The sequence below is a fragment of the Cupriavidus sp. HY129 genome (assembly GCF_059492215.1).
In genome coordinates, this window is record NZ_CP083255.1 from 794,993 (window position 1) to 820,061 (window position 25,069).

Annotated in this window: 26 protein-coding genes; 13 read left to right on the forward strand and 13 right to left on the reverse strand. The window is 63.8% G+C overall.

Features of this window, described 5'->3' with window-relative positions; genetic code table 11:
• Positions 1–36 precede the first annotated feature (36 nt).
• Entirely contained in the window at positions 37–465 is a 429-nt protein-coding gene (locus K6G35_RS19995) for a MarR family winged helix-turn-helix transcriptional regulator (protein ID WP_008652586.1), read from the forward strand.
• A gap of 48 nt (positions 466–513) precedes the next feature.
• On the opposite strand, the gene K6G35_RS20000 is transcribed toward K6G35_RS19995, so the two are convergent.
• Positions 514–1,290: an enoyl-CoA hydratase gene (locus K6G35_RS20000; RefSeq protein ID WP_035882901.1), complete on the reverse strand. Its 777-nt coding sequence runs from the start codon at positions 1,288–1,290 to the stop codon at positions 514–516.
• A 566-nt stretch (positions 1,291–1,856) separates the two neighbouring features.
• On the opposite strand from K6G35_RS20000, the gene panE reads away from it, so the two are divergent.
• On the forward strand, positions 1,857–2,780 hold the full coding sequence (gene panE, locus K6G35_RS20005) for a 2-dehydropantoate 2-reductase (protein ID WP_186425759.1): 924 nt from the start codon (positions 1,857–1,859) through the stop codon (positions 2,778–2,780).
• A 169-nt stretch (positions 2,781–2,949) separates the two neighbouring features.
• Positions 2,950–4,533, forward strand: coding sequence for an alpha/beta hydrolase family protein (locus K6G35_RS20010; RefSeq protein ID WP_495676902.1), 1,584 nt, complete (start codon positions 2,950–2,952; stop codon positions 4,531–4,533).
• Positions 4,534–4,612: 79 nt separating this feature from the next.
• On the opposite strand, the gene K6G35_RS20015 is transcribed toward K6G35_RS20010, so the two are convergent.
• The gene (locus K6G35_RS20015; protein ID WP_035882900.1) at positions 4,613–6,247 is read right to left on the reverse strand and encodes an acyl-CoA synthetase; all 1,635 of its coding nucleotides are present in this window, start codon (positions 6,245–6,247) and stop codon (positions 4,613–4,615) included.
• A 155-nt stretch (positions 6,248–6,402) separates the two neighbouring features.
• Between K6G35_RS20015 and K6G35_RS20020 the strand changes: the two genes are divergently transcribed.
• Together K6G35_RS20020 and K6G35_RS20025 are read left to right on the forward strand one after the other, a co-directional pair.
• Positions 6,403–7,098, forward strand: coding sequence for a Crp/Fnr family transcriptional regulator (locus K6G35_RS20020; RefSeq protein ID WP_017510591.1), 696 nt, complete (start codon positions 6,403–6,405; stop codon positions 7,096–7,098).
• Between the two features lie 206 nt (positions 7,099–7,304).
• Positions 7,305–7,523, forward strand: coding sequence for a hypothetical protein (locus tag K6G35_RS20025; RefSeq protein WP_011520164.1), 219 nt, complete (start codon positions 7,305–7,307; stop codon positions 7,521–7,523).
• Between the two features lie 50 nt (positions 7,524–7,573).
• On the opposite strand, the gene K6G35_RS20030 is transcribed toward K6G35_RS20025, so the two are convergent.
• The gene (locus K6G35_RS20030) at positions 7,574–7,816 is read right to left on the reverse strand and encodes a hypothetical protein (RefSeq protein ID WP_035882897.1); all 243 of its coding nucleotides are present in this window, start codon (positions 7,814–7,816) and stop codon (positions 7,574–7,576) included.
• A gap of 435 nt (positions 7,817–8,251) precedes the next feature.
• Between K6G35_RS20030 and K6G35_RS20035 the strand changes: the two genes are divergently transcribed.
• Complete coding sequence (locus K6G35_RS20035) at positions 8,252–8,527, forward strand: hypothetical protein (protein ID WP_223277398.1); 276 nt, start codon at positions 8,252–8,254, stop codon at positions 8,525–8,527.
• Between the two features lie 31 nt (positions 8,528–8,558).
• Here K6G35_RS20035 and K6G35_RS20040 read toward each other — a convergent pair whose 3' ends face one another.
• The 3 genes from K6G35_RS20040 to K6G35_RS20050 all read right to left on the reverse strand — a co-directional run bounded on the left by K6G35_RS20040 (position 8,559) and on the right by K6G35_RS20050 (position 10,699).
• Positions 8,559–9,023, reverse strand: coding sequence for a hypothetical protein (locus K6G35_RS20040; RefSeq protein WP_337360699.1), 465 nt, complete (start codon positions 9,021–9,023; stop codon positions 8,559–8,561).
• A gap of 38 nt (positions 9,024–9,061) precedes the next feature.
• Complete coding sequence (locus tag K6G35_RS20045; RefSeq protein WP_186425756.1) at positions 9,062–9,577, reverse strand: hypothetical protein; 516 nt, start codon at positions 9,575–9,577, stop codon at positions 9,062–9,064.
• A gap of 174 nt (positions 9,578–9,751) precedes the next feature.
• Positions 9,752–10,699 (reverse strand): LysR family transcriptional regulator, encoded by a 948-nt coding sequence (locus tag K6G35_RS20050; protein WP_186425755.1) that lies wholly within the window; start codon positions 10,697–10,699, stop codon positions 9,752–9,754.
• A gap of 116 nt (positions 10,700–10,815) precedes the next feature.
• Between K6G35_RS20050 and K6G35_RS20055 the strand changes: the two genes are divergently transcribed.
• The 4 genes from K6G35_RS20055 to K6G35_RS20070 all read left to right on the forward strand — a co-directional run bounded on the left by K6G35_RS20055 (position 10,816) and on the right by K6G35_RS20070 (position 15,512).
• Positions 10,816–11,619, forward strand: a complete 804-nt coding sequence (locus K6G35_RS20055) for a gamma-glutamyl-gamma-aminobutyrate hydrolase family protein (RefSeq protein WP_008643966.1) — start codon at positions 10,816–10,818, stop codon at positions 11,617–11,619.
• A 12-nt stretch (positions 11,620–11,631) separates the two neighbouring features.
• Positions 11,632–12,741, forward strand: a complete 1,110-nt coding sequence (locus K6G35_RS20060) for a M14 family metallopeptidase (protein WP_051705402.1) — start codon at positions 11,632–11,634, stop codon at positions 12,739–12,741.
• Between the two features lie 49 nt (positions 12,742–12,790).
• Entirely contained in the window at positions 12,791–14,122 is a 1,332-nt protein-coding gene (locus K6G35_RS20065) for an MFS transporter (RefSeq protein ID WP_008643969.1), read from the forward strand.
• Positions 14,123–14,348: 226 nt separating this feature from the next.
• Positions 14,349–15,512 carry a porin gene (locus K6G35_RS20070; protein WP_008643970.1) on the forward strand — a complete coding sequence of 388 codons (1,164 nt, stop codon included), beginning with the start codon at positions 14,349–14,351 and terminating at the stop codon, positions 15,510–15,512.
• A gap of 118 nt (positions 15,513–15,630) precedes the next feature.
• Here the strand turns inward: K6G35_RS20070 and fumC are convergent, their stop codons facing one another.
• Together fumC and K6G35_RS20080 are read right to left on the reverse strand one after the other, a co-directional pair.
• The gene (gene fumC / locus K6G35_RS20075) at positions 15,631–17,034 is read right to left on the reverse strand and encodes a class II fumarate hydratase (RefSeq protein ID WP_008643971.1); all 1,404 of its coding nucleotides are present in this window, start codon (positions 17,032–17,034) and stop codon (positions 15,631–15,633) included.
• Positions 17,035–17,199: 165 nt separating this feature from the next.
• Positions 17,200–17,550 carry a four-helix bundle copper-binding protein gene (locus K6G35_RS20080; RefSeq protein WP_008643972.1) on the reverse strand — a complete coding sequence of 117 codons (351 nt, stop codon included), beginning with the start codon at positions 17,548–17,550 and terminating at the stop codon, positions 17,200–17,202.
• Positions 17,551–17,760: 210 nt separating this feature from the next.
• On the opposite strand from K6G35_RS20080, the gene K6G35_RS20085 reads away from it, so the two are divergent.
• A complete protein-coding gene (locus K6G35_RS20085; protein ID WP_008643973.1) occupies positions 17,761–18,132 on the forward strand; it encodes a hypothetical protein in 372 nt (123 codons plus the stop codon).
• A gap of 87 nt (positions 18,133–18,219) precedes the next feature.
• Here K6G35_RS20085 and K6G35_RS20090 read toward each other — a convergent pair whose 3' ends face one another.
• Positions 18,220–20,208, reverse strand: coding sequence for a sensor domain-containing diguanylate cyclase (locus K6G35_RS20090; protein ID WP_495676903.1), 1,989 nt, complete (start codon positions 20,206–20,208; stop codon positions 18,220–18,222).
• Between the two features lie 18 nt (positions 20,209–20,226).
• Here K6G35_RS20090 and K6G35_RS20095 point away from each other — a divergent pair, with 18 nt between their 5' ends.
• Complete coding sequence (locus K6G35_RS20095; RefSeq protein ID WP_317915399.1) at positions 20,227–21,972, forward strand: putative bifunctional diguanylate cyclase/phosphodiesterase; 1,746 nt, start codon at positions 20,227–20,229, stop codon at positions 21,970–21,972.
• Between the two features lie 180 nt (positions 21,973–22,152).
• Here K6G35_RS20095 and K6G35_RS20100 read toward each other — a convergent pair whose 3' ends face one another.
• Together K6G35_RS20100 and K6G35_RS20105 are read right to left on the reverse strand one after the other, a co-directional pair.
• On the reverse strand, positions 22,153–22,488 hold the full coding sequence (locus K6G35_RS20100; protein WP_008643977.1) for a PadR family transcriptional regulator: 336 nt from the start codon (positions 22,486–22,488) through the stop codon (positions 22,153–22,155).
• 321 nt (positions 22,489–22,809) lie between these two features.
• The gene (locus tag K6G35_RS20105; protein ID WP_160172196.1) at positions 22,810–22,947 is read right to left on the reverse strand and encodes a hypothetical protein; all 138 of its coding nucleotides are present in this window, start codon (positions 22,945–22,947) and stop codon (positions 22,810–22,812) included.
• A gap of 77 nt (positions 22,948–23,024) precedes the next feature.
• On the opposite strand from K6G35_RS20105, the gene K6G35_RS20110 reads away from it, so the two are divergent.
• Positions 23,025–23,936: a DMT family transporter gene (locus K6G35_RS20110; protein WP_186425751.1), complete on the forward strand. Its 912-nt coding sequence runs from the start codon at positions 23,025–23,027 to the stop codon at positions 23,934–23,936.
• 13 nt (positions 23,937–23,949) lie between these two features.
• Here K6G35_RS20110 and K6G35_RS20115 read toward each other — a convergent pair whose 3' ends face one another.
• Positions 23,950–24,306 (reverse strand): hypothetical protein, encoded by a 357-nt coding sequence (locus tag K6G35_RS20115; protein WP_008643981.1) that lies wholly within the window; start codon positions 24,304–24,306, stop codon positions 23,950–23,952.
• A 120-nt stretch (positions 24,307–24,426) separates the two neighbouring features.
• The gene (gene fur / locus K6G35_RS20120) at positions 24,427–24,900 is read right to left on the reverse strand and encodes a ferric iron uptake transcriptional regulator (RefSeq protein ID WP_186425750.1); all 474 of its coding nucleotides are present in this window, start codon (positions 24,898–24,900) and stop codon (positions 24,427–24,429) included.
• Between the last annotated feature and the right edge of the window lie 169 nt (positions 24,901–25,069).

Sequence of the window (25,069 nt, forward strand, 5' to 3'; positions counted from 1 at the left end):
AAATTCGCGCGCGAACTAAATCATCCGGGTGCCGTCTTGAATCCTCGACTTGTCTACCTCCTGAATGTCGGTCAGCGTCGGCTGCATCGATGGACACAGGCGCGCACCGCCGCCGGTGGCGTCACCGCGTCGCAGGCCGGAATGCTGTTCTTCCTCGGCAAGAACGATGGCGCGTTGATGAGCGAGGCCGGCGCGGCGCTCGACCTTGGCGCGCCGGGCGTGAGCGGGCTGGTGGATCGCATGGAGCGGGCGGGGCTGGTCGAACGCGGCCTGGACGAGCACGATCGCCGGGCCTTCCGCATCTGGCTGACCGATGCCGGGCGCACCGCGCTCAAGCGCTCCCGGTCGAATCTCACCGAACTGAATGCCCGATTGACCGAGGGGTTCACGGCCGCCGAGATCGATGTGGTGGCGCGCTGGCTGACGAGCCTGCAGGACAAATTCCCGGCCAGCGACGACGAGTGATGCCGGGGATGAACGAAGGCGCCGAAGCAGACGACGCCTTCTGGCGCATCACTGCTTGGCGATCCTGCTGAAGTCCGGCTGGCGCTTCTGGGCAAACGCCGTGAAGGCTTCCTTCGCTTCCGCGCTGCGCAGCCGCTCCACGAACGTCGAACTCTCGGCGTCCATCTGCGCGACCAGTTTCTCGGCCTCCCGCATCAGACGCTTCATTGCCGTCAGAGAGCCGGACGGCTTGGTAGCGATCTTCTCCGCGATGCGTCGGCCTTCCGCGCGCAACTGGTCGACCGGAACCGTCCGGTTCGCGATGCCCCATGCCACGGCGGTGTCCGCCGGCAGTGGATCGCCCAGCGAGAACATTTCAAACGCGCGCGCGTGGCCGATGCGCAACGGCAGCAGGTAGCTCGACGCTGCCTCGGGCACGAGCGCGAGGTTCACGAACGGCGTGATCAACTGCGCGTCGTCGGCCAGGACCACGTAGTCGCAATGCAGCAGCATGGTCGTGCCGACGCCAACGGCCTTGCCCTGGACTGCCGCGACGATCGGCACAGTGGCATTCGCCAGGCTATGCAGGAATCGCACGACATGGCGCTCCTTGGGTGCGTTGCCGGTGGCCTGGGCCGCGAACTCCCCGATGTCGTTGCCGGCCGTGAAGGAATCACCGTCAGCCTGAATCAGCACGACCCGGACCGATGCGTCGGTCGATGCATTCTCGATGGCGTCCGCCAGGGCGCCGTACATGTCGTTGGTCAGCGCGTTCTTCTTGTCCGCTCGCGAAATCGTGAGGGTCAGCACGCCACGTTCAAGTCCTGCTTGGATTTCCGGAATCACGGCTTTGTCTCCTGCAATGGAAGGGGTAGGGGCAATGAAGATGTTCGTATGCGAAGTAGATGCAAAGTATAGTTGATTCGCGTGCGAAGTAAACCGGCGCCAGCATCACCATTTCCTCCAGGGCCGCGGCAGGTGCGTGACCCGTATGCCATCAGCAATCACCCCATGAGGGTTTGTGCCGACTTTTCCGCTTGGCGGCGTTGCAGTCTACTGAACCCAGGTTGTGCAGTGTGGCCGGGGGCGCGCGGCGTCTCCCCGGGGTTTGGAAACCTTTCTGGAGACAACACCATGGTGACCAAGCAGGACGATGCCTTCATTCTGAGAAACCTGATCGCGCTGGCCGCCGTGGAGACACTGGGCGGCGCCATTGCACTCGGGCTGGTGTTCAACCTACTGACATGACCTGACGCTCGTGGTGTTGCTTGCGGCCGATCCGCAGGCAACGCCACGAGTCCCAGGTTCCGGGCCATCCATCGACCTGCATTTCGCTTCCAGCAGACTTTCCGGGCCATCACTACAATGGCGCATTGCCCGGCTCGTTGCCGGGCCAGATCTGGGAGTCGAGGATGCGAATTCTGGTTGTCGGAGTGGGAGCCACGGGTGGCTACTTTGGCGCGCGGCTGCTGCAGGCCGGGCGTGATGTGACGTTCCTGGTGCGCCCCCGCCGCGCCGCGCAACTGGCCGAGCACGGCCTGCGGGTAAAGAGCCCGCACGGCGACCTGCATTTCCCGAATCCCCCTGTGGTGTTGTCCGAGCAAATCACGCAGCCTTATGACGTGGTGTTGCTGAGCTGCAAGGCGTATGACCTCGAAAGCGCCATGGATGGCTTCGCGCCCGCCATGGGGCCGAACACGGTCATCATCCCGTTGCTCAACGGCATGCAGCATCTGGATCGCCTCGACGCGCGCTTCGGCGCCGGGCGTGTCATGGGTGGCCGCTGCCTGATCTCCAGTACGCTCGATGACCAGGGCACCATTCTTCATCTGTCGAGCTTCCACGTTCTGTCTTTTGGCGAGCGCCCTTCGGGCAGCAGTGAGCGCGCGCTGACCTTGGCCGCCGCCTTCAGCGATGCCGGCTTCGACGTCCAACGCAGCGACGCCATGCTGCAGGACATGTGGGAGAAATGGCTGTTCCTGGCCACGCTGGCATCGGCTACCTGCCTGATGCGAGCGACCATCGGCGATATTCTCGCCGCGCCACGCGGGCGCGAGACCATCGCGGCGTTGCTTGGCGAATGCGCCGGCGTCGCTGCCGCCAATGGCTATCCGGCCCGGGGGCCCGCACTGGAGCAGGCGAAGACCACGCTGTTCGCCGAAGGATCCCCGCTGACAGCCTCGATGCTGCGCGACCTCGAGCGCGGCGGGGCGATCGAATCGGACCAGATCGTGGGTGACATGCTGGCCCGCCGTGGCCAGACCGCAGCGCCGACGCTGGAGATGGCGCTGACCAGCCTGAAAGCCTACGAAACGCGCCGCGCGCGCGGAGGCTGAAGCCGCCGGCGTCCGATTCGCCCGCATCGCAGAATTTGTCAGGACAGAATCAAGCCTGATACACGCGATTTCGATTGGGCGAACGACGCCGTTTACCTACACTCCGCACATTACAAGCAGCGCCCGGCACGAGCCATGCCGGGTAAAACAAGAGCGGAGGAGGTCGTAAATGCGGGAAATCCTGTTCAAGGTGGGCCTTGCCTCGCTGGCGGCCTGCACCACGCTGGGCGCCAGCGCCCAGAGCACCGCGGCATGCAATGGGGCCGGTTGCGGCTTTGGCGGAGGTGGCCTGCTGAACCAGCAGACCACCTTGCGCCTGAGCGCGGCCCAACTGGCGGCACTGCTCGGATCCACTGACGATGGACGCCAGCTGATGCAGGTTGCGGGCGTGCCAAGGTGCGACATCGAGATCGTGACGCTGCGCTACCGCACGGTGGGCGGCGCCGGGGAACCGGCGAACGCCAGCGCCGCGCTGATGATTCCCGGTGGCGCGGCCTGCAGTGGTCCGCGCCCGACGCTGCTGTACGCGCACGGCACCACGACGTACAGGAAGTACAACCTCGCCGATATCACGCAGACCGACCCGCGTAACGGCGACGGCGCGTCGGAGGGCATCAGCGTAGCCGCGATGTACGCGGCGCAGGGCTATATCGTCGTGGCCAGCAACTATGCCGGCTATGCGGGCTCGGATCTCGACTATCACCCGTACCTGAATGGGGCGCAGCAATCGGCCGACATGGTGGGCGCGCTTGCCGCCGCGCGCGTCGTCATGCGGGCGCCGGGTGGCGGGCGCAACGTGCGGGAGAGTGGCAAGCTCTTCGTCACCGGATATTCGCAGGGTGGCTACGTGGCGATGGCGACCCACCGGCTGCTGCAGGCTGCCGGGATTCCGGTGACCGCGTCGGCGCCGGGGTCGGGTCCGTATGCACTGGCGGCAATGGGCGACGCACTGGTGGCCGGGCAGGTGGGTATCGGTTCCACGGTGTTCGCGGTGCTCGTCACCACGAGCTACCAGCGGTCCTACCAGAATCTCTACCGCAAGCCGTCCGAGTTCTACGAGTCGGCCTATGCGCCAGGCATCGCCAGCCTGCTGCCGAGCATGAATTCGCTCGACAAGATTTTCACGCAAGGCAAGTTGCCACCGACTCAGCTCTTCAACAGTACGCCGCCGGCCTCGCAGTTCGCATCGCTGACGCCGCCGCTGTCACCGCCGCTGGCTTCGCCAGACCTGACGCCGGTGTTCGCGCTCGGATTCGGCAATGCCGATCTCGTGCGCAATGACTACCGGCTGGCCATGCTTGAGGATGCGCTGGTCAATCCGGACGGCGCGTTCCCGAGTTCGACCGTGTCGATGGCGCCGGCAACGCGGCCCGTGCAACCGCTGCGCGTGGACTTCAAGATCAACGATCTGCGCAATTGGCAGCCACGCGCGCCGGTTCAGCTATGCGGCGGGCACGACGATCCCACCGTGTTCTTCTTCAACGCCACCGTGCAGCAGGCGTACTGGAACAGCGCGAAGGTTCCGGCGGGTCTGACCAGCGTGCTGGATGTGGATGCGCCCATCGCCGGCCCAAGCGACCCCTATGCGGCGCTCAAGCAAGGCTTCTCGATGGCGAAGATGAATGTTGCCGCGCAGGCGGTGGCAGCGGGCGCGCAGGATGGCGGCGCGTCGGCGGTCATCCAGGCGTATCACGGCACGCTGGTGGCGCCGTTCTGCATGGTTGCCGCGCGAGCGTTCTTCGGGCAGTTCTGAGCGGGAATGTCGATAAAGAACGCGCGGCGGGGTGACCGGTCGCGCGTTCTTTCCATCAAGCGATTGGTCGATCGGTCGATCAGACGTCGATGGCAGCGTTCGACTGCATCTTCTTGCGCAGTTCGAACTTCTGGATCTTGCCGGTAGAGGTCTTGGGCAGCGGCCCGAAGTAGACCGCCTTGGGCACCTTGAAGCCGGCCAGCAGCGTGCGGCAATGCGCGATCAGTTCTTCGGCGGTGACGCTCGCGCCATCCTTCAGTTCGACGAACGCGCACGGCGTCTCGCCCCACTTGGCATCCGGCTGCGCCACCACGGCGGCGGCCAGCACCGCGGGGTGGCGGTAGAGCGCGTCTTCCACCTCGACGCTGGAAATGTTCTCCCCGCCGGAGATGATGATGTCCTTGCTGCGGTCCTTGATCTTGATGTAGCCGTCAGGCATGCACACGCCAAGGTCGCCCGTATGGAACCAGCCGCCCGCGAACGCCTCGCGCGTGGCCTTGTCGTTCTTGAGGTAACCCTTCATGCAGATGTTGCCGCGGAACATGATTTCGCCGATGGTCTCGCCGTCGCGCGGTACGGGCTGCATCGTATCCGGGTCCAGCACCGTGACGCCGGACTGCAGGTGATAGCGCACGCCCTGGCGCGCCTTCAGCACCGCGCGTTCTTCCTGCGACACCGTGTGCCAGGAGTCCTGCTCCGCGCAGACCGCGGCCGGGCCGTAGACCTCGGTCAGGCCGTAGACATGCGACAGGTCGAAACCCATCGCTTCCATCTGCGCCAGCACCGCCGCCGGGGGCGGGGCGCCCGCCACCATGCCGCGTACCGGCCCGCGCAACCCTTCGCGCCACGACGGCGGCGCGTTGACCAGCGCGGTGTGGACGATCGGTGCGGCGCAGTAGTGCGTCACGCCTTCATCGCGCATCAGGTCGAAGACGAGCTTCGGCTCGAACTTGCGCAGGCAGACGTTCACCCCGGCGCGGGCCGCCACTGTCCACGGGAAGCACCAGCCGTTGCAGTGGAACATCGGCAGGGTCCACAGGTAGACCGGATGCTTGGCCATGTCCCACTCCAGGATGTTGGAGATGGCGTTCATGGCCGCGCCGCGATGGTGATAGACCACGCCCTTCGGGTCGCCGGTAGTGCCCGACGTGTAGTTCAGGGCGATGGCGTCCCACTCGTCGCCGGGCATCTTCCAGTCGAATTCCGGATCGCCGCTGGCCAGGAAGGACTCGTAATCGGTGTCGCCGAACCGCTCGGCGTCGGGTCCGAGCACGTCTTCCACCGCGATCACCTTGAGTCCACGCACCTCACGTGCCATCTGGCGGGCGGCATCGGCGAACTCGGTGTCCGCCAGCAGCACCTTGGCCTCGCCGTGGCGCAGCATGAAGACCAGGTTGGCGGCGTCCAGGCGGATGTTGAGTGCATTCAGCACCGCACCGGCCATCGGCACGCCGAAGTGCGCCTCGACCATCGCCGGGGTGTTGGGCAGCAGCGCCGCCACGGTATCGCCCTTGCCCACGCCGGCACGGGTCAGCGCGCTGGCCAGGCGCCGGCAGCGCGCGTAGGTGTCGCGCCAGTTCTGGCGCACCGTGCCATGCACGATGGCCAGGCGATCGCCGTAGACCTCGGCCGCGCGGGCGATGAAGTCGAGCGGGGTGATTGGAACGTAGTTGGCGGGGTTGCGGGCCAGTCCGGTGTCGTAGTCGGTCGGCATGGCGTGTCTCCTATTGTGATCCTTGGGGATTCGTCGAATGAAATCCGGCGCAAGCTATCATCTCGCCTCCGGCGGACTCTGTCGTCCGGATGACAGATCTGGCGTTTTCGATGCGTTGCAGCATTGTGAGTGCCCAGAAAATTGATTCTTATCAAATGTCTTCGTCCCTTGATCAGGTTAACGCCCTGCTGGCCCAGCATGACTGGTTTCGTGCGCTGTCCCCGGCGCATCAGGCGCTGGCGGCGTCCGAGACCGTTGTCCGCGAATACCCCGCAGGCGGCTATATCGCCCGACGCGGCGAGTTCTCGCGCTACTGGATCGGGGTGGACACGGGGCTGATCAAGCTCGCGGTCTATACGCCGGACGGGCGCGGTTGCACGTTTTCCGGCGTGCCCGCCGGAGGCTGGTGCGGCGAGGGCAGCGTGATCAAACGCGAGGATCGCCGCTATGACGTGATCGCGATCCGCGACTCGCGCGTGCTGCTGGTGCCGGAAACGGTCTTCAACACACTGCTGTCGGATAGCCTGCCCTTCGCGGGTTTCGTGGTGCGGCAGCTCAACGAGCGCATGGGCCAGTTCATCGCCACGGTGCAGAATGATCGGCTGCTTGGCGCCGATGCGCGCGTCGCACAGGCTGTCGCGCAACTGTTCCATCCGGCGCTGTACCCGAAGACCACTGAAGTGCTTGAACTCTCACAGGAAGAGATTGGCCTGCTGACCGGTCTGTCGCGCCAGCGTGTGAATCAGGCGTTGCGCCGGCTGGAGGCTGGCGGCATGGTCAGCCTCGCTTACCAGACCATCAGGGTGACCGATCTCGAGGGATTGCGACGCTTCGGCTTGTCGGAGTTGTGAGGGCGAGAGGCTGAGGGCGTCGAAATTGCGGCGCAGCGTGCGCAATTTGATGTCACGAGTCACGTGTCGGGCACTTGCGGCTAGCGCTTTCCCTTAGTGCCTTTCCCTTAATGCCTTTCCCCAAGTGCTACTGGTTGCGGATGTTCCCATACTGAGGGCTCGCCACGTTCGCGCGGCGATCACTTTGACTCATGGGATCTGCCACCATGCTCGCGATTTCTGTCTGGTTTCTCGCTTCCCTCGGTGTCGGCATGTTTGCCACGGCATTGGGACGCTCCAGCCCTGCCTGGATTCTCTTCTCGCTGATCCTGAGCCCGTCTCTTGGTCTGATCGTTGTTGCCGTGCTCGATAAGAAGCGCGTGCGGTCCGCTCGCGTGCTGGCCACTTCCTCCTCGCCCGCGGCGGCGATCTCCGTGCCCGCATAACGCTGCGGGTAACGCAGGTGGGCCAGGGCCCACCTGATTGCTGTCGTGGCTTAGCTGTGCGCGCCGTCGGTGTACGGGTCGCGCCGGTCCGTGACATTCGCGGTGTCTGCATAGACATCGAACCTGCTTGCCTTGCCGCCATCGGTGTACGGATCACGTGGTCCGATGGCATGTGCGTGACCTTCCGGCATCGCCGCCGTAGTGGGGGTGAGTCCGGCGGCGGACGTTACCGTGGCGAAAGATGCAAGCGAGGCAATGGCGGCAACGGCTGCCGCCGCGATACGGGCTTTCATGATCATCTCCTGAGGCAGTACGAAAGGGTGCCCAGCACCTGTGGCCACAATGGACCACGAACGGCCGCGCATGGGCTTGCATGCCGACCACGCGCCCGAGAATCGTTCGATCTTGTCGTTCCGGCTCTACGCGCCGCGGTGCCATGCACCTGTAGAACTGCCCGGCCCGGCGCCTTATTCCCGAAAGAAGACGAAAATATTCCTGGGAATAAATGCCGGATTCCGGCGGTAAATGCCGCTTTGAAGTGACCAGGACGCTGCTACGCTGTGTTGATATGGCTGTCAGGCAGCCATGCTCGAGCCGGTTGCAGCGGTGCAGTTCGCCCCTGGTGGTCACCGGCATTCCCATATCAAGACGGAACGCTCATGTTCACAGGGTCGATTCATTGGTTGAGAGGCGTCGCGATCGTTGTGCTGCTTGGCGCAGCGTCTGACATGGCATTCGCCGCATCGCAGACGAAGTCGCTCGATACGCAACGCGGTATCCGTGATGGCAGCAGCGGCGGCACCGAGCTGAGCACCGCGCCGCTTTCGCAGCGGGGCGTGACCGGCACGCAGCCGATGGGGCCAACCGACGGATCGGGGCAGTACCCGTACATCGTCGCCCCGTATATCCAGGTGGGCCCCGGTGGCGGGCCGATTCCCTATCCGCCGAATCCACCGCACCCTCCGCAGCCGCCTCGTCCCAGGCCCACGCCGCACGCGCCGTAAGCCTCGAGCGTCAAGGGGTAGTGGCAGGTGGCTATTGCAGGTTGCCCCAGCGTGCAACCGCTGGCTCGGCATTGGCCCATTTCCACTGGCCCTGCTGCTGGCAGGCCGTGACGAAGAACCATTGGGAAGTCTTGGCGGGCTGCCCGCTCGTTTCCGACTCGACGGTGGAGAACAAGGCTTCCTTGCAGAGAGCGAGTGGGCTGTCGATGACGCGGATTACCTGTAGCACGCCGCGTTGATTGCCATAGGCGACGGCATGCCGGACCTCCCACGGCTGCTCGAAGCCGATGGGCGTATCACCGATGACCGCTGCGATGCTGTCCTGCTCCTCGCGTTGCCAGTACCGGTAGACGTACTTGCCAGCCGCATCGGCCGCCGCGCTGACGCCGACCGCGACACCGTATCCCACAACAGGATTTGCCGTGACGGCACCGGTGGTAATTCCGGCTACGGCACCCGAGATTTCGCCGACGGAACTGCACGCGCAGAGACTCACGACCGCCGCCGACAAGACCAACCTCGCGCACAGCGTCCTCACTGAAGCGAACCCCACCGCTCGGTAGCGGGCTCGGCGGATGCCCACTTCCATACCGACCCGTCGCGGCAAACCGCGGCGATATAAAAGCCGTTGCCCTTGTTCGCATCGTCGACGGAGAAAATGATCTCCTTGCAGGCAAGGTACGCATTGCCCAGCAAGCGCGTCACGGTCACCCGTCCCTTCTCATCGGGTTCGAGCGGCACGGTGTGAGCCACTTCCCAGGTCGCCACTGCGCCGACATCGAGGTTGCCAGCCACCTGCGCGATCTGATGCTGCGTTTCGGCGTGAACCTTGCGCTGACTGGCTTGCAGGGCGGCCTTGGCGCCAGCCTGCACACCGAGACCAATGCCCGTGGCAATGGCCGCGTTTTCCGTGACCGCGCCGGCAATGGCAGCGCCGCCCATGCCAGCGACAGCCGTCGTGCCCTCATTCATCAGTGAACTGCAGCCGGTCAGCATCCCCGCCGACATCGCCGTCAGCAGGAGGGTGGTGACACAGACAAGCTTATGCATGGGGCACATCCAGACAGGCATCGAAACAACCTGCGGAAACTATCACAGTGCCGCAACGCCCGCAGCCATGGCCCTTTGCCATGGGTCATGAATCAGACATTTCTGGGCATCGTCGGGGAAGTCGTCCTGGAGCCCGCCCACTGATCGAACTGCCCATATGCGGATCGAGTGCGATCACCGATCCGCCGCAAGTCCTTTGATGGTGGCAATCTCGCTTGCCGCCATGGCGAACCGCTGGCGGATGATCTCGAAGGCCATCATCGTTGCGGGCGCCATGGTGCGGTTGCCATGCCGGACGATGCCGAGCGTCAAGTCCAGTTCCAGCGCGGGCCGTACGTCAAGTTCGACAATGAGCCGTGATTTGAGCGCGGAGATCGCGGCAAGGTCCGTCAGCGGGACAACGGCATCGGTTGACGCCACGATCTCCAGGACAGTGCCGATGTCGTCCGAAATCAGCGCGAACTGGTCCTGCACTGGCGCGGGCAGTTCGTAGAGTTGCGCAATCCGTTGTCCCAGCGATGGTTCGAAGTAGCCGGGCGCGAGCAAGGGGTACTCACGGATCTGCGCGGCGCTGACATTTTCGTTGTGTGCGAGCGGGTGATCGCGCCGCGCATACCAGCCAAATGTGCAAGGGAAGATGGATTCGATCGCCAGCCCGTCATGCAGCTTTGCCACGCGGGTGTCGCCGACGAAGAAGTCGATGCGTTCGGCATGCAGGGCATCAAGGAGTCGCTCGGACGTGTCGATCAGGCTGCGCAGCCGCAGTCCAGGCGATGTGCGCAGCAGTTCAGCCAGCATCGGGCGCAGGATTGGCGTGGCAAGCGAAGAGCCCATCCCTACCGAGAACGTGCCGAGATCGCCGGACTGCATCAGGCCGAGTGTCCGTAGGCCTTCTTTTTCGTCGGAAAGCATGCGGCGCGCGCGGGGCGCATAGGCGATGGCATAGGTGGTCGGGCGCAGCCGCCGGTCATTCCTGTCGAACAGCGGCACGCCAAGCGTGTCTTCAAGCGCGCGGATGCTGCGAGATAGCGCTGGCTGGCTCAGATGAACCGATTCGGCCGCCGCAGCCAATGAGCCGGTATCGAGAAGGGCCAGAAAGTGGCGTAGTTGACGCGTATTCATGACGATGACAGTCCACTTGCATGAATTGCATTTCAACTAGAATTTAGTTGCAATTTACACAAGTAGTGGATGTCTCCAAACTGCGGCCAGATCCATTCCGACTGCCGCATCGTTCCATGTCATCCGCCCCAATTCAAAAGTCACTTCTTCCGGTCGTGGCGATCATCACGGATCGTATCGACCTCCACAGGCATCCGGCTTACTCGGTTCTCGGTGGCTATGTGCGGGCTGTTAGCGAGATTGCCGGTGCGCAGCCGCTGCTGCTCCCGGCGTGCGCCGACGCCATCGATGCCAACACGTTGATCGACACGCTGGACGGCATCGTCCTGACCGGCAGTCCGTCCAACATCGCGGCGGAAAGGTATGGAGCCACGCCCCTGCCGGCAACGACATGCCAGGACCCCCACCGTGACGCCGCGGTGTTTGGTCTGCTGCCAGCCCTGATCGATGCTGGGGTCCCAATACTGGGGATTTGCCGTGGCTTTCAGGAGTTGAACGTCTTGCATGGCGGCACGCTCGAGCGCGCGGTGCACGCTCAGCCTGGCCGACTGGATCATCGGGAGGGCGACCACGACCGACCCATCCAGCAGTGGTACGACGATAGCCACGATATCCACATCGTGCCTGGTGGCTGGCTGGAAGGGATCGCAGGGCGTTCGGCCGTGGTCAATTCGCTGCATCACCAGGGCGTCGAGCGGCTCGGTGCCGGACTGCGTATCGAAGCAACGGCGCCCGATGGACTCGTGGAGGCGTTCTCGCTTGCCAACGCAGCGCAATTCACGCTTGCCGTCCAGTGGCATCCGGAGATGCGTATCGACGACTGCGGCCTGGCCAAAGCGATCTTTTCCGCGTTTGGACGCGCTTGTGGCGAACGTCGCGCCACACGGACGCGCGCATCCCGACCGACATTCCCCGCCTGAGGTCATCGGCATATGGAATCAGCGCTGCATCATCGAGGAGTCAAGGTGCAACCCGAAGTTCGTAACCTGTTCAGTCGAACATACGCGGAGGCCCGGCAGAAGTTCCTGCAGGCCGCCGCATCGCGAGGGCTCGACGTCGAGTCCCATGAACTGCCGCTCGAGGGTGCCCACGGCGAGTCGCTGGCCACGGACGTCGTGCGCGACGGGCCGCTGCATGCTTCGAAGCTGGCCGTCATCATCAGTGGCGTGCACGGCGTGGAAGGCTACTGTGGCTCCGCCATTCAGACCGGGTTGCTTGGCCTTGGCCCGGTAGCGGCGCCGGACACGGCGGTGCTGTATATCCATGCGGTCAATCCCCACGGGTTCTCGTACTCGCGCCGGGAGACGCAGGAGAACGTCGACCTGAATCGCAATTTCGTCGACTTCTCGGCTCCGCTGCCGGACAACAAGCCATATGCGGAGATCCATGAACTCTTGCTCCCCACGGAGTGGCCGCCCAGCGATGACAACGAGCTTGCGCTGTTCATGTTGCGCAAGGAGTGGGGCGTGAAGGGGTTTCAGCATGCCGTCTCGCTGGGTCAATATCGCTTCGAGGATGGCATGCATTTTGGCGGGCGCGAGCCGGCCTGGAGCAACACCACATTTCGTCGGATCCTCCAACGCCATGCGCGCAACTGCCAGCATCTGGGCTCCATTGATGTTCACACTGGGCTTGGACCTTATGGCGTGGGGGAGCGCATCTTCGCTTGCCTCGACGAAGGGCGTTCGCTGGAGCGAGCGCGTCGTTGGTGGGGGGATGTGACGTCCGTTCATGCCGGGACTTCGAACAGCATCCCGATGACCGGGCCGATCCAGTTCGCACTCTTCGACGAATGCGCGCAGGCCGAGCAGACCAATCTCTGCCTGGAGTTCGGCACGTATCCGATGCCGCAAGTCATCGGCGCCAGCCGTGCCGAACACTGGCTGCACCGCCACGGTTCGTCTGACCCGCTGCAGGCGGCGGCCATCCGCCAGACCCTCAAGGATGCTTTCTATCCCCAGGCGGACGACTGGCAACAGGCTGTCTGGCAACAGGGCCGCGACGTGTTCCTGCAGACCCTGAATGGACTGCGGGAAGACTGATCGTCTGAGCAGGCCCTCAGTCCATTCATAACGATTCCAAGGAGACAAAATGCGCGCCACCAGTCCGGCGTCTGCCCAGACGCTTGCGGTTCACACGGCGAGGGATGTCGGCGAGCCCGACGTTCGGCCAGTCATTGGTCGGGCCGCGGTTGCCGCCGCCGTTGCCGGCAATGCCCTCGAGTTCTACGACTTCGTCATCTACGCATACTTCGCCGTCTACATCGGTCGCGCATTTTTTCCGGTCGGTGGCGAGTTCGGCAGCCTGCTGCTCGCGGCCGCCACCTTCGGAGTGGGATTCTTCACCCGCCCACTCGGCGCCGTCCTGATCGGCGCGCTGGCTGACAGGGCCGGTCGCAAGCCTGCAATGATCCTGACCGTGGCGTTGATCACCTTTGGCACGCTTGGCATGGCCGCCACGCCGAGCTATGCGTCCATCGGTATCGCCGCTCCCATCATCGTGGTGGCTTGCCGTTTGCTACAAGGCCTGGCGCTCGGCGGAGAGGTGGGGCCAGCAACCGCGCTACTCGTCGAGGCCGCGCCGCCGAATCGCCGCGCACTTTACGCGAGTTGGCAATTGGCCAGCCAGGGTATTGCCGTGGCGGTTGGTGGACTGCTGGGCGTTGCGGTGTCGATATTGCTGCCGGCGGAAGACCTGGCCGCCTGGGGGTGGCGTATCCCCTTCGTGATTAGCATCGCGCTCGTGCCGGTCGCCCTGAAAATTCGTCGCAGCCTGCCCGAAACCTTCGAAGCCCGGACCGAGCGCAGCACGGCCGAGGTGGTCGGTGGCCTGATGAAGTCGCACCGGCGCTATGTTGTTCTGGGCGTGCTGATGGTGCTGTCTGCCTCGGTCGCGTCTCAGATTGGCAACTACATGACCACTTACGCGATCCAGACGTTGCACCTGCCCGCAACACTTGCGCAGACCAGCGCTCTCGTTGGTGGCGTGATGACGTTCGCGTTCGGACTGGTGGGAGGCTGGCTATGCGATTGGCGCGGCCGGAAGATTGTCCTGATTGCGCCGCGCGTCGCGCTGATGCTGTTGATCGTGCCAATGTTCTGGTGGCTGGGCGCAATGCCCGGTGCCATCAGCTTCCTGACCGTGACAGCGGTACTCGCAGCGCTCACCGCCATGAGTGCCGCGGCATCGATCGTCGTGATTCCCGAGTTGTTGCCGGCCGGCTTTCGCAGTATCGGCGTCTCTCTGGTCTACGCAATCGGTACCACGCTATTCGGAGGGACCACGCAGTTCGTGGTGACAGGCTTGCTGGCCTGGACGCACAACCCTAACGCGCCGGCCTGGTACCTCGCCGCCACCAGCGTCGTCAGCCTTGTGGCGATCTGGCTCCTGCCGGAAACGCGCGGCACCGACATCTCCGAATAGCACGCGCCTGTTCGCCAGTGGGACGCAGTGCCGTCCCAGTGTTCCCAATCCGCAGTGCAAGCCAAAGCCGGGGTAATTCGCTGGCGGGGGGCAATTGCGCCCATTTTCCTGACCGACAACCTGTCAGGGCCACGGCAGCCTGAAGTTTTGTGGGGGCGGCGGTGTTTTCGCGCCGTTCCGGCAGGAGTGGAAGGTCTTTCAGACCGATGAGAGGAGAAACATAACGATGAAGAAAATCTTTTTTGCGACGGCGGTGCTTGGCACCATGGGTACTGCACACGCTCAGTCGAGCGTGACACTCTATGGTGTCGCGGATGCCAACATCGAGTACGTCAGTCATCTTGGCTCTCAGCCGCCAACACCTGCTAATGGCTTCAATGCCGGGCAGGGTGGGAACACATGGCGACTGACTTCGGGTGGCCTGTCCAGTTCACGCTGGGGTTTGCGCGGCGTGGAGGATCTCGGTAGCGGCACCAAGGCCGTGTACGTGCTGGAAAGCGGGTTCAGCATCGACAACGGTGTGCAGTCGCAAGGCCGGTTGTTCGGTCGCCAGGCATACGTTGGACTCGACAGTCGCTATGGCCAGTTCCTGTTCGGGCGCCAGTACACGTCGCTATTCCACATCATGGCGAACTACTCGCCCACGGCCTATGCGGTGCAGTACGAACCCGTCGTGGCATTCGCAGGTGCGAACCTTCGCGAAGACAACACAGCCAAATACATCGGCACATTCGGCCCGGTGACGGCCATCGCGCACTGGTCGTTCGGCACGGGTGTCGCGCTGCCGGGTACGAGTCAGGGCGCGCCAAGCGTGGGCGGCAATGGCGAAGTGCCGGGCCAGTTCCGTCGCGACTCCGCCTATGGCCTTGGTGCGGAATATGCAGCAGGCCCCTTCGGTGTCGCCGTGGCCTATGACCAGTACAACCCGAGCCTTAGCTCAGCCGCGGGCGCTTTCGTCGGTACCGGCTCATTCAAGAAAGCGACGATCGGTGCCAGCTATACGCTGGGTGCCACCGCCAAGATCATGGGCGGCTATCGCTGGGGTCAGAACAAGGCGCAAGACGGCTCCACGCTGATTCTGCGGGACGACTTCTTCTGGATTGGCGGCAACTACCAGGTCACCCCGGCCCTGGGTCTGACGCTGGAGTACAACTACGACAACGTGAAGAACCTGCTGGGCCAGACGCATCTGGCCAACCCATGGCAGGTGTCCTTCATCGCTGACTACACGCTGTCCAAACGCACCGACCTGTACCTGACGACGGCGTTCTCGAAGAACGCGGGCCTCAACTTCGATACGTCGGCCATCAGCTTCGCGAACGGATACTTCCTCGCCAGCGGCCAGAGCACGATGCTCGGCGTCGCGCTCGGCGTACGTCACAAGTTCTGAACGCTTGGGCCATCGGCCTGCTGGTGGCTCAAAAAAGGCCAGGCCAGTGAATGCATTCACTGGCCTGGCCTTTTCGTTTCCACCATCTCGATGGCGCGTTCGCTTTCCTGATCGGCTCTCAGACTTCCTTCGTCATTGCCTTGAAGTCGATCCATTGATCGAATTGTTCGTTGGTGACGTGGCCCGATGCGATGGCGGCCTCGCGCAACGAGAGGTTCTTCTTGACCGCGAGCTTCGCGATCTCGGCAGCCTTGTCGTAGCCGATATGCGGGTTGAGCGCGGTCACCGACATCAACGAGCGCTCAAGCAGTTCCTGAATGCGCGCGCGATCGGGTTCCACGCCTTCGACCATATGTTCGGCGAAGCTCGATGCAGCGTCGGCCAGCAGTGTGACGGACTGCATCAGGCTGTAGATGATCACTGGCTTGTACGCATTGAGTTCCAGCGTGCCGAGGCTGTTTGCCAGTGTCACCGTCGTGTGATTGCCGATGACGCGGCAACAGACCATCGCCAAGGCCTCAGCCTGCGTCGGATTGACCTTGCCGGGCATGATCGACGAGCCGGGCTCGTTGGCGGGCAATTGCAGTTCGGCAAAGCCGGCACGGGGCCCCGAGCCCAGCAGCATGAAATCGCGGGCGATCTTCAGGAATGACGAAGCCGTGGTGTTCAGCGCGCCGGACAGGTCGGCCAGCGCGTCGTGGGCGGCTTGCAGTGCGTAGCGGTTTGGCGCGGGCTCGAACGGCAGGCTGGTGTAGGTGGCCAGCGCGCGGGCAAAGGCGACGGCGAATCCCGGCGGCGCGTTGAGTCCGGTGCCGACTGCCGTGCCACCCTGCGGCACCGGCATCGCGCGCAGCATGGCCTGTTGCAGGCGCGACTGGGCATCGGCCACCTGCGTCATGTAGCCGGAGAATTCCTGGCCCAGCGTCAGCGGCACGGCGTCCTGCAGATGGGTGCGGCCGACCTTTACGATATCGTCGAACGCCTCGACCTTCTTCGCGAAAGTCTGCTGGAGTTTTTCCAGCGAAGGCAGCAGCGTCTGCTGGATCGCGCGCGTGGCCGCGATGTGCATCGCCGTCGGAAAGCTGTCGTTGGAAGACTGGCTGCAGTTGACGTGGTCGTTCGGATGCACCGGCTTCTTGCTGCCGACCTCGCCGCCCAGGAGCTGGATGGCCCGGTTGGAGATGACCTCATTCAGGTTCATGTTGGTCTGGGTGCCGGAGCCCGTCTGCCAGACGGAGAGCGGAAACTCGCCCGGCCATTTGCCGGCGATCACTTCCTCGGCGGCACGTTCGATGGCATCGGCCAGATCGGGCTTGAGCACGCCGAGTTCCCGGTTGGCGCGGGCCGCGCACAGTTTCAGTATTGCGAACGCCTCGATCAACGCCGGCGGCATTTTTTCGCTGCCGATTCGGAAATTCTGACGCGATCGCTCGGTCTGGGCACCCCAGAGATGATCCGCTGGGACGGCGACGTCTCCAAGGCTGTCTTTCTCGATGCGGGTGGCGGACGACTTCTCGGACATGGACGGACTCCTTCAGGAAAGGGATCGCAGCAAGTGCTGAGTACGATCTGCAAGAATAGCCGCCTGGTGTGATATCCGCCGTGTACTGGAACAAAGTCCCTGCCGCCGGTGCGTGCATGGATGCACGCCGGCGGCGGTTGCCTGGTCAGGTTGGGACGGGGCGCTTCAGGCAGTCATCTTCAGGCACATCTCCATGCAGGCGGCGCAGGCCTTGGCGCATTCCTGGCAATGCCAATGGTCATAGCGCTCGCATTCCTCCTTGCACCACTTGCACACTTCGGCACAGTCTTCGCAGACCAGAGGCGCGAACTCGCTGTTGCGCAGCATGTAGGACGCGGCCAGGTTGGCGATGCCTGCGCAATCCATATCGAGCGCAATGCAGCGCGTCATCTTCTTCGTGTCGGGCTCCTCCAGGCAAGCGGCCGCGCACTTGAGGCATGCGGCGGCGGCGGCATTGCAGGCTGCGATACAGTCGGCGTAACGGGAGAAATTCTCCTGCACGGTGGGTCGAATCATCGGTGTCCTCCTTGGGGGGTAGGTGGTAGGCAACCGTTATCCACAATAGCAGGCGTATCGTGGTCGTGCCGGACACGCGTACTGGTCTACAATGGCACGCCCGTGCCATGCGCCGGCGGAGTCTGGATGAATCCTTTGAGTGGGGTTTGGCCGACGAAGCGCGCAGAAGGCCGTGGTAGACGAAAACAGGCAGTCAGAAAGGACAGCATCATGGGTGAGGCAAAACGGCGGGGAACGCCCGAGGAACGGGCACAACAGGCGCGTGCGCGCGTCGATGCACTGCGGCCGGCACAACTGGTCTGCGGGGCCTGCAAGACGTCGTTCACCAATTTCGATGCCATCCCGGCGCCGGGATTGCACGGCATCGACGCGGTATTCGGCGGTCAATGCCCGAACTGCGGCAACGACGTGGTCGTGTTCAAGGGCGAGTCCAAGGCCGTGGCCGAGGCCATGCTGGCCTACGAGAGGATGATGGGCGAGAACGCGAAGCTCGGCTACCAGTCGGCGGACGGCCGCCATGTGCCGTTCGACGCGGATGCGCCCCAGGCGTCGGACGCTTCCGACGAATCTACGAAGCACTGAGCAGCGGCCCCAGCTCTGGCTCCAGCGCTAGCGCCACCGGCCAGCCGATTCTGACACTGTCAGGCGGCTTTCAGCGCCGAAAGTGGGTCAGGCCCCAGCGTCTGCCAGCAGTTCCGCGGGGCCGATTTCATAGCGGCCCCGGCCCAGGGCCTTGGCGCGATACAGCAGCACATCGGCCTGCCGCATCAGCGTTTCCTCGCTGATCGGCGTGCCCTTGTAGAGCGCCACGCCGATGCTCACGTCGACGTCGGCCAGTATTCCATCGAAATAGAAGTGCCGACCGACCGATTCCAGGATCGCGCTGGCAATTCGCTGCGCCGTGGCTGGCGTGCCGATGTCCTCGAGAATCACCGCGAATTCGTCCCCGCCGATGCGCGCGACATGATCGCTCTCGCGCACACAGCGCCGCAGACGCAGCGCGAATGCCTGCAGCAGCAGATCGCCGGTGGCATGGCCGTGGATGTCGTTGACGGCCTTGAAGCGATCCATGTCCAGATAGAGCAGGGCCATCAGTTGCTGCTCGGCGCGGCTCAGCGTCATCGCGTCCCGCAAATGGCTTTCGAAGGCGTTGCGGTTCTGGAGTTGGGTCAGGTGGTCTGTGCGCGAAATGTGCGACAGCCGCAGATTCTCCACCTTGCGCCGCGTGATGTCCTCCACGTGGATGTGTACGCCCACCACCTGCCGGCCATCCTCGCCCCATTCCGGGCGATAGTTCATTTCCATCCAGTGATGATGCGGGTAGTGATACTCGGCCTCGAAGCTGACCTCCTCGCCCCGCAGCGCGCGCTGCAGGAAGGGCTGGGCGCGAACGTAGCGTTCCTCGCCCAGCACTTCGCGCACGGTCTTGCCCTGGATTTCATCCAGCGACATACCGAACACACGCTCGTAGGCGATGTTGTTGAAGACGTAGCGCTCGTCGCTGTCGATGAAGGCCAGCAGTGCCGGGAGCGTGTCGGTGACCGCGCGCAGCCGCCGTTCGCTGCGTGCCAGTTGCAGTCCGCGCTGGCGCATGTCACGCATCAGGCGGATGAAGGCGCCGGTGACATCGCCGATCTCGTCGCGGTGCGGTCGCTTTGGCAAGCGCTGAAATGCATCCAGGTCGTTCGCGCTCGCCTGCACCACCTGATGCAGGCGCGAAAGCGGCGTCAGTAACTGACGCACCGCCAGCCAGATCAGCAGCGCCACCACCGACAAGGCGATGGCCGACATCATCAGGAATCGCCGCTGCATCTGGCGCAGCGGCGCGTAGGCTTCCTGCGCCGGCATCACGGCCACGAGTTCCCAGCCTGTGCTTGCCATCAGCCGGCGGGCGATCACGGGTCGGGTCGGCGTGAGAAATTCCAGTGGCGCGCTGTGATCGTCCACGCCGCAGGTCTCGCCAATGGCGCGGGCGGGCTTGCGCGCCATGGTGGGGTCCGGATGCTGGACATAGACGGGTTCGCTGCCGGCCGACACCAGACAGTAGAAGCCCGTGGTGCCCAGCCGGTTGTTGGCGATTTCCACCAGGAAGTTCGAGTTGGCAAGGTTGAGCCAGCCCCCCGCGACGCCCAGGAACTCACCGGACGACGAGAGCACCGGTACCGCCACCAGGACACCCACATAGCCGCCGACGCGGGAGCGGATCGGCGCGGCAACCACGACATTGCGCGTGCGAATGGCCTCAAGGAAGTAGGCGCGGTCACCCACTTCGACGGGCTTGCCGTCCATGGTGAGGACTGTGCCAGCCGCGTCGACGACCATCACGGCATTGAACGCCTCGGGCATCGGTATCGTGCGGTCGATTGCCTGCTGTAGCGCCGCCCGTACGGCATCGTGTGGCTGGTCATGCGCGGAAGCGAGCGTGTCGCGCAGTTGCGGTGCCAGGTGAGAGAGCAGCTCGATGCGGTCGTCCATCGCGGTGTCGAGCTGGTCCACCGACAGCTTGACGATGGAGTCCTGCTGGTTCTGCAGCGCGTCTTCGAGATCGAGATGGGCGAAGTAGAGCGAGCCGATGACGATGCCTCCGCCGAGAATGGCGGCAAGCACCGTGGTGATCAGCGCAATGCGTACCTTGAGCGACGGCAGTAACCGGGGCATGTGAGTGTCACGGAGTCGATGTGGCATCGAAAGCCTGTGAGTTCGCTGGAGCCAGCGCGTCGCGCATGTCTGGTTGCTGGCGAACGTAAGTTATCACGTTCGCCTGATGATGAAAGCCCGGAGAAATCGGGTTTGACAGCCTGCGTTCCATGCGTCTCTTGTCATCGGAAGCGAACCGGCCGCTACTGTGCGGGCGCAGGCACACAAGGTATAGTGCGCCAGACACGGTGTTCTTCGGGTGTCCTTCGCCAGGGAAAGGGCCCACAACGCCTCCACTGCTGTTTCATTCCTTCGTTCATGCAACCGCTCCTGTCACCGCTCGTCTGGCTTCCGCTGCTACTCGCGACGGCTGCTGTCATGCTGGCGGGATGGCTCGCAGGCCGTCTTCGGCGCGAGCGCCAGGAGGCGCGCAAGCAAGCGACGCTCGCGGATGCCTATATCAGCCACATGGCGAAGCACGATGCGCTGACGGGGCTGCCAAACCGGTCGGAACTGCATGAGCGATGCGAAGTACTGCTCGCGGAAGCGCGCCGTCGTGGCAGCGGTGTGGCGCTGCTGTTGCTTGACCTCGACCATTTCAAACATATCAATGAAACGCTCGGCCATCCCGTGGGGGATGACCTGCTGAGGACCATTGCCGACCGCATTCGCGGCGCGGTGCGGCCCCGCGATGTGGTGGCGCGCATGGGCGGCGACGAATTTGCCGTGGCGCTTGGCGACTTGCGCTTCGATGGCGAAGCCGAGCTGGTGGCCGCCAAGATTCTTGCGCGCGTGTCCGAGGACCTGCCACTGGCGGGCGAACATGTTCGCGTCACGCCCTCGCTCGGCATGGCGATCTTTCCCCAGGATGGCAATTCGCTGACGGACCTGATGAAATCGGCCGACGCGGCGATGTATGCCGCCAAGCATGGCGGGCGCGCCCAACTGCGGCGTTTTGCCAGCGAGATGGCGGAGGCATCGCGGACGCGCTTCACGATCGAGGGGTTGCTCCGTCGCGCGCTGGCCAAGGGGGAGTTCCGGTTGCGCTACCAGCCGATCGTCGACGTTTCCAGGCTGGCGCTGCTCGGGGTCGAGGCCCTGATCGCCTGGGAGACCCCCGAGCGCGGCGTGATGCAGCCGTCTGAGTTCATCCCGATCGCCGAGCAGTGCGGGCTCGTCAGCGAGCTTGGCGAGTGGGCGTTGGGCAAGGCTTGCCAGGATATCCAGTCGGTGCGTCAGGAACTGGGGTGCGATATCGATGTCGCGGTCAATATTTCGCCGCTGCAATTGCGTCAGGCAAGTTTCCCGGCGGCCGTCGCGCAGGCGTTGCGCGCTTCCGGGCTGCCGGCCGCCAGTCTGACCATCGAGGTGACCGAGGGCATTCTCGTCGACGGCAGCGAGACCACCGTCGAGACGCTCCGGCAGGTGCGCCAGCTGGGCGTGGGGATTTCGATCGACGACTTCGGTACGGGCTACTCCGGGCTGGGCTATCTGACCCGCCTGCCAATCAGCAAGCTCAAGATCGACAAGTCGTTTGTCGATGATCTCGCCGTGCCAGGACACGACCGGGCGGTGGCCGCGGCCATCGTCGCGCTCGGGCGCCAGTTGCATCTGCAGGTGGTGGCCGAGGGCGTGGAGACAAAAGCGCAGTTCGATTTCCTGCGCGCCGAAGGGTGCGATGCCGTGCAGGGCTACCTGTTCAGCCAGCCGGTTGGACTGGATACGCTGCGTCAGATCCTGCGTGGCGATAGCAGTCTGGCCAATGCGGACGTGCTTGCGGCCTGACATGGCGGCATGACGTCTGGCACGCCGCGGGCGTCCGCAGAAACGGGTACGCAACGTTACGCACGCATCGGGTGGATACGCGGTGGCTGAGACGTTCGATCCCACCCAAACAAACAAACCGGCAGGCCGCTGGCGCGGCGTGCCGGTTTCGTCATTCAAGCGTGGCTTGGGAATCAGGAATCAGGTGTGGGAAACGGTCGCCGGTGCCATGGCGACGGTCTCGGCGACGGGATTGTGGAGTCGGCGATACAACTCGTCGATCCGTGTGCGGCTGGTGGCCAACTCTTCACGCCCCAGTTCGGTGAGCAGGTAAACCCGCCCGATACCGTCGCGCAGGACGCTTTCGAGATAACCCTCCATCTGCAGCGCACGCAGCAGAGGTCGTACGGAGCCGATGTCTACCTGGAATCCGTAATCCATGAGCATTTCCGCAAGCATCGCCACGGTGGCGGGCACCTCCATGGCGAATTGCATGACGTAGACGCGGGCGAGCAAGCCGAGGAACTGTCGTTTCATGTCGCTGGCAACGCTGTAAGGGGGCTGATGGTTGACGCGGGAACGCAACGTGCACCATACGCCAGTTGCTGTATGTGGCCCTGCTGTGACATACGATACAACTTTTCGTCGCGACAAAAAAAGAAGCCGCCAGGATTGCCTGGCGGCTTGTCGGGAATGCGTCGGAGGGGTCAATTAACTCTGGCGCAGTACAGATTTTAAAGGAATCGAATACGCGATGTCACGCCCTGTGCTAGTGCCCCCTACATTTGAGGGGTGATTACGAAAGGAAATCGAAAGTAACTTGCGGCGGAAGCGCAACAATCGCCGCATTTCTGCCCTTTACGATGCGATTTCGATGATTTTGCGGCGCAGCAAAGACATCCCCTCGTCCAGCAGGGGAATGTCCGAATCCAGCGTGCTGCTTGCCAGTTTCAGCGCTTTAATACCTTCCCGTGGAGCCGTTGCTCCGCGCCGCATCGACCAATGTGCTGATTTTGTCGCATATCAGCAACGGTCTGATGTTTTTCGGTTTGATCATTGCATTTCATAAACCAATGAGACCCGCTGACCTGATCCGTCTTCTACTGCTGTCGGCCATTTGGGGCGCCAGCTTCTTGTTTATCCGCATTGGTGCCCCCGTGCTCGGGCCGCTGCCGACGGCATTCTTCCGGGTGCTGATCGGTGCCGTGACGCTTGCCGCCTGCCTTCCGATGCTCGGGCTCAAATGGGACATGCAGGGCAAGTGGCGTGCCGTGATCATCCTCGGCATCATCAACTCGGGCATTCCTTTCGTGATGTATGCCATCGCTGCGCTCTGGTTGCCAGCCGGGTACTCGGCGATCTTTAACGCGATGACACCGCTGATGGGGGTGCTGATCGGCTCGCTGTTCTTTGCCGAAAAGCTGACGCGTGCCAAGGCGGCTGGTGTCCTGATGGGGCTGGCGGGTGTCGGCGTGCTGACGCGGACGGGGCCGGTGGTGTTCTCGCACGAGGTGTTGCTCGGCGCGCTGGCTTGCCTGGTGGCAACGTCATGCTACGGACTGGCGGGCTTCCTGACGCGCCGGTGGATCACTGCTCGAGGCGGTCTGGACAGTCGCCTGGTCGCTGCCGGCAGCCTGGTGGGCGCAACGTTGTTCCTGCTGCCTTTCAGCGCGGTCGCGCTGTGGCGAGAGAACACGCTGCCGGCTGCGGGCCCTGGCGTCTGGGCGGCGATGCTCGCGGTCGGGATGTTCTGTACCGCGATCGCCTACGTGCTGTACTTCCGGCTGATTGCCGACCTGGGTCCGGTCAAATCGCTGACCGTGACCTTCCTGATCCCGCCGTTCGGCATCGTTTGGGGCTGGATGTTCCTCGGGGAATCGCTGTCATGGGCCCACGCCGCCGGGATGGCGCTGATTGGCGTGGCGGTCTGGCTGGTATTGCGACCCGCCGCGCCGGCAGTGGCGCCGGCGCCGGCCCGGTCGTGATCGTCACGCTGGATCAGCGGCGGTAGTAGTCGTCGTGATGGTGCCAGGCGTGGTACTCGCGGCGGTCATACCAGCGGCGGCCGTCCCAATAACGATCCCCGTGCCAGCCGACGACAACTGCCGGCGCCACATAGACCGGCGGGCCAGGGCGGTAGACGACCGGAGGGGGCGGCGCTATATAGGCGGGCGGTGGGGGTGCCACCACCACGGGCGCGGGAGCTACAACGACGGGTGCGGGAGCGACCACCACCGGCGCGGGCACGCCGAGACTGACGCCGATATCGACGCGAGCCATTGCGGAGGCGGAGGCAGCGAGCGCGGCTGCGCCAGCGAGGAAAATCGAAAAGTAGAGAGGACGCTTGTTGTTCATGGTCTTCAGCCTTCACCAGAAGGCGTGAGTTGCTACACCTCAACTCTACCCATGTGGCGTATTACCATTCGCGCGTGTTTGTAACGGAAACTGGCTATTCTGTAAGCAACATCCGGGGTTTCAGCGCCCCGCGCCGATGTCTGCTTCCACTGCTCCAATGCGTGACTGCTGGCAATCGGGGCAGAGTCCATACAGCACCAGCATGTGCTCGCGCAGCACGAAATCATTGCGCGCCGCCACCTGTTTCTGGCGTTGCTCGATCGCCTCGTCACGAAACTCCTCGACGCGGCCGCATTCCAGACAGATCAGATGGTCGTGATGACCGCCCTCGTTGAGCTCGAAGACAGCATGATCGGATTCAAAGCTGTGGCGTAACAGGATGTCCGCCTGCACGAGCTGGTTGAGCACCCGATAGACCGTCGACAGCCCGGCATCGATGCCCAGTTCAAGCATGGTCCGATAGACGTCTTCCGCGCTCAGGTGGCGGCGTTCGCTTGCGCGGAATACTTCAAGCACGTGCATGCGCGGAGACGTGGCCCTCAGGCCAGCGCGCTTGAGTGGGACTACATCGGCATTCACGTTGGAGGTCATCATGCGGATCTCGCCCGCGAGCGGGCGGTGCAATGGAACCAGGCGAGGGCCTGGAATGGAACGGGAAAGAAGAGGTCAGGCGGAAGACGCCCGGTCCGGCGCGTGTTGCATCGTCCCGGGCGGCGCGCCGTGCCTGGACGGCGCGCGGAATAAAAAGGTGGCCTGGCTTGTT

What these genes read in the sequence shown, in the direction of transcription:
- K6G35_RS20050 (WP_186425755.1), bottom strand. Translation starts at nt 10,699, where the DNA reads ATGAATACGCGTCAACTACGCCACTTTCTGGCCCTTCTCGATACCGGC.
- K6G35_RS20055 (WP_008643966.1), top strand. Translation starts at nt 10,816, where the DNA reads ATGTCATCCGCCCCAATTCAAAAGTCACTTCTTCCGGTCGTGGCGATC.
- K6G35_RS20010 (WP_495676902.1), top strand. Translation starts at nt 2,950, where the DNA reads ATGCGGGAAATCCTGTTCAAGGTGGGCCTTGCCTCGCTGGCGGCCTGC.
- K6G35_RS20090 (WP_495676903.1), bottom strand. Translation starts at nt 20,208, where the DNA reads ATGCCCCGGTTACTGCCGTCGCTCAAGGTACGCATTGCGCTGATCACC.
- K6G35_RS20020 (WP_017510591.1), top strand. Translation starts at nt 6,403, where the DNA reads ATGTCTTCGTCCCTTGATCAGGTTAACGCCCTGCTGGCCCAGCATGAC.
- K6G35_RS20025 (WP_011520164.1), top strand. Translation starts at nt 7,305, where the DNA reads ATGCTCGCGATTTCTGTCTGGTTTCTCGCTTCCCTCGGTGTCGGCATG.
- K6G35_RS20065 (WP_008643969.1), top strand. Translation starts at nt 12,791, where the DNA reads ATGCGCGCCACCAGTCCGGCGTCTGCCCAGACGCTTGCGGTTCACACG.
- K6G35_RS20070 (WP_008643970.1), top strand. Translation starts at nt 14,349, where the DNA reads ATGAAGAAAATCTTTTTTGCGACGGCGGTGCTTGGCACCATGGGTACT.
- K6G35_RS20115 (WP_008643981.1), bottom strand. Translation starts at nt 24,306, where the DNA reads ATGAACAACAAGCGTCCTCTCTACTTTTCGATTTTCCTCGCTGGCGCA.
- K6G35_RS20015 (WP_035882900.1), bottom strand. Translation starts at nt 6,247, where the DNA reads ATGCCGACCGACTACGACACCGGACTGGCCCGCAACCCCGCCAACTAC.
- K6G35_RS20095 (WP_317915399.1), top strand. Translation starts at nt 20,227, where the DNA reads ATGTGGCATCGAAAGCCTGTGAGTTCGCTGGAGCCAGCGCGTCGCGCA.
- K6G35_RS20080 (WP_008643972.1), bottom strand. Translation starts at nt 17,550, where the DNA reads ATGATTCGACCCACCGTGCAGGAGAATTTCTCCCGTTACGCCGACTGT.
- panE (WP_186425759.1), top strand. Translation starts at nt 1,857, where the DNA reads ATGCGAATTCTGGTTGTCGGAGTGGGAGCCACGGGTGGCTACTTTGGC.
- K6G35_RS20060 (WP_051705402.1), top strand. Translation starts at nt 11,632, where the DNA reads ATGGAATCAGCGCTGCATCATCGAGGAGTCAAGGTGCAACCCGAAGTT.
- fur (WP_186425750.1), bottom strand. Translation starts at nt 24,900, where the DNA reads ATGATGACCTCCAACGTGAATGCCGATGTAGTCCCACTCAAGCGCGCT.
- K6G35_RS20110 (WP_186425751.1), top strand. Translation starts at nt 23,025, where the DNA reads ATGAGACCCGCTGACCTGATCCGTCTTCTACTGCTGTCGGCCATTTGG.
- K6G35_RS20085 (WP_008643973.1), top strand. Translation starts at nt 17,761, where the DNA reads ATGGGTGAGGCAAAACGGCGGGGAACGCCCGAGGAACGGGCACAACAG.
- K6G35_RS20105 (WP_160172196.1), bottom strand. Translation starts at nt 22,947, where the DNA reads ATGCGGCGCGGAGCAACGGCTCCACGGGAAGGTATTAAAGCGCTGAAA.
- K6G35_RS20030 (WP_035882897.1), bottom strand. Translation starts at nt 7,816, where the DNA reads ATGAAAGCCCGTATCGCGGCGGCAGCCGTTGCCGCCATTGCCTCGCTT.
- K6G35_RS20035 (WP_223277398.1), top strand. Translation starts at nt 8,252, where the DNA reads ATGGCATTCGCCGCATCGCAGACGAAGTCGCTCGATACGCAACGCGGT.
- fumC (WP_008643971.1), bottom strand. Translation starts at nt 17,034, where the DNA reads ATGTCCGAGAAGTCGTCCGCCACCCGCATCGAGAAAGACAGCCTTGGA.
- K6G35_RS20045 (WP_186425756.1), bottom strand. Translation starts at nt 9,577, where the DNA reads ATGCATAAGCTTGTCTGTGTCACCACCCTCCTGCTGACGGCGATGTCG.
- K6G35_RS20100 (WP_008643977.1), bottom strand. Translation starts at nt 22,488, where the DNA reads ATGAAACGACAGTTCCTCGGCTTGCTCGCCCGCGTCTACGTCATGCAA.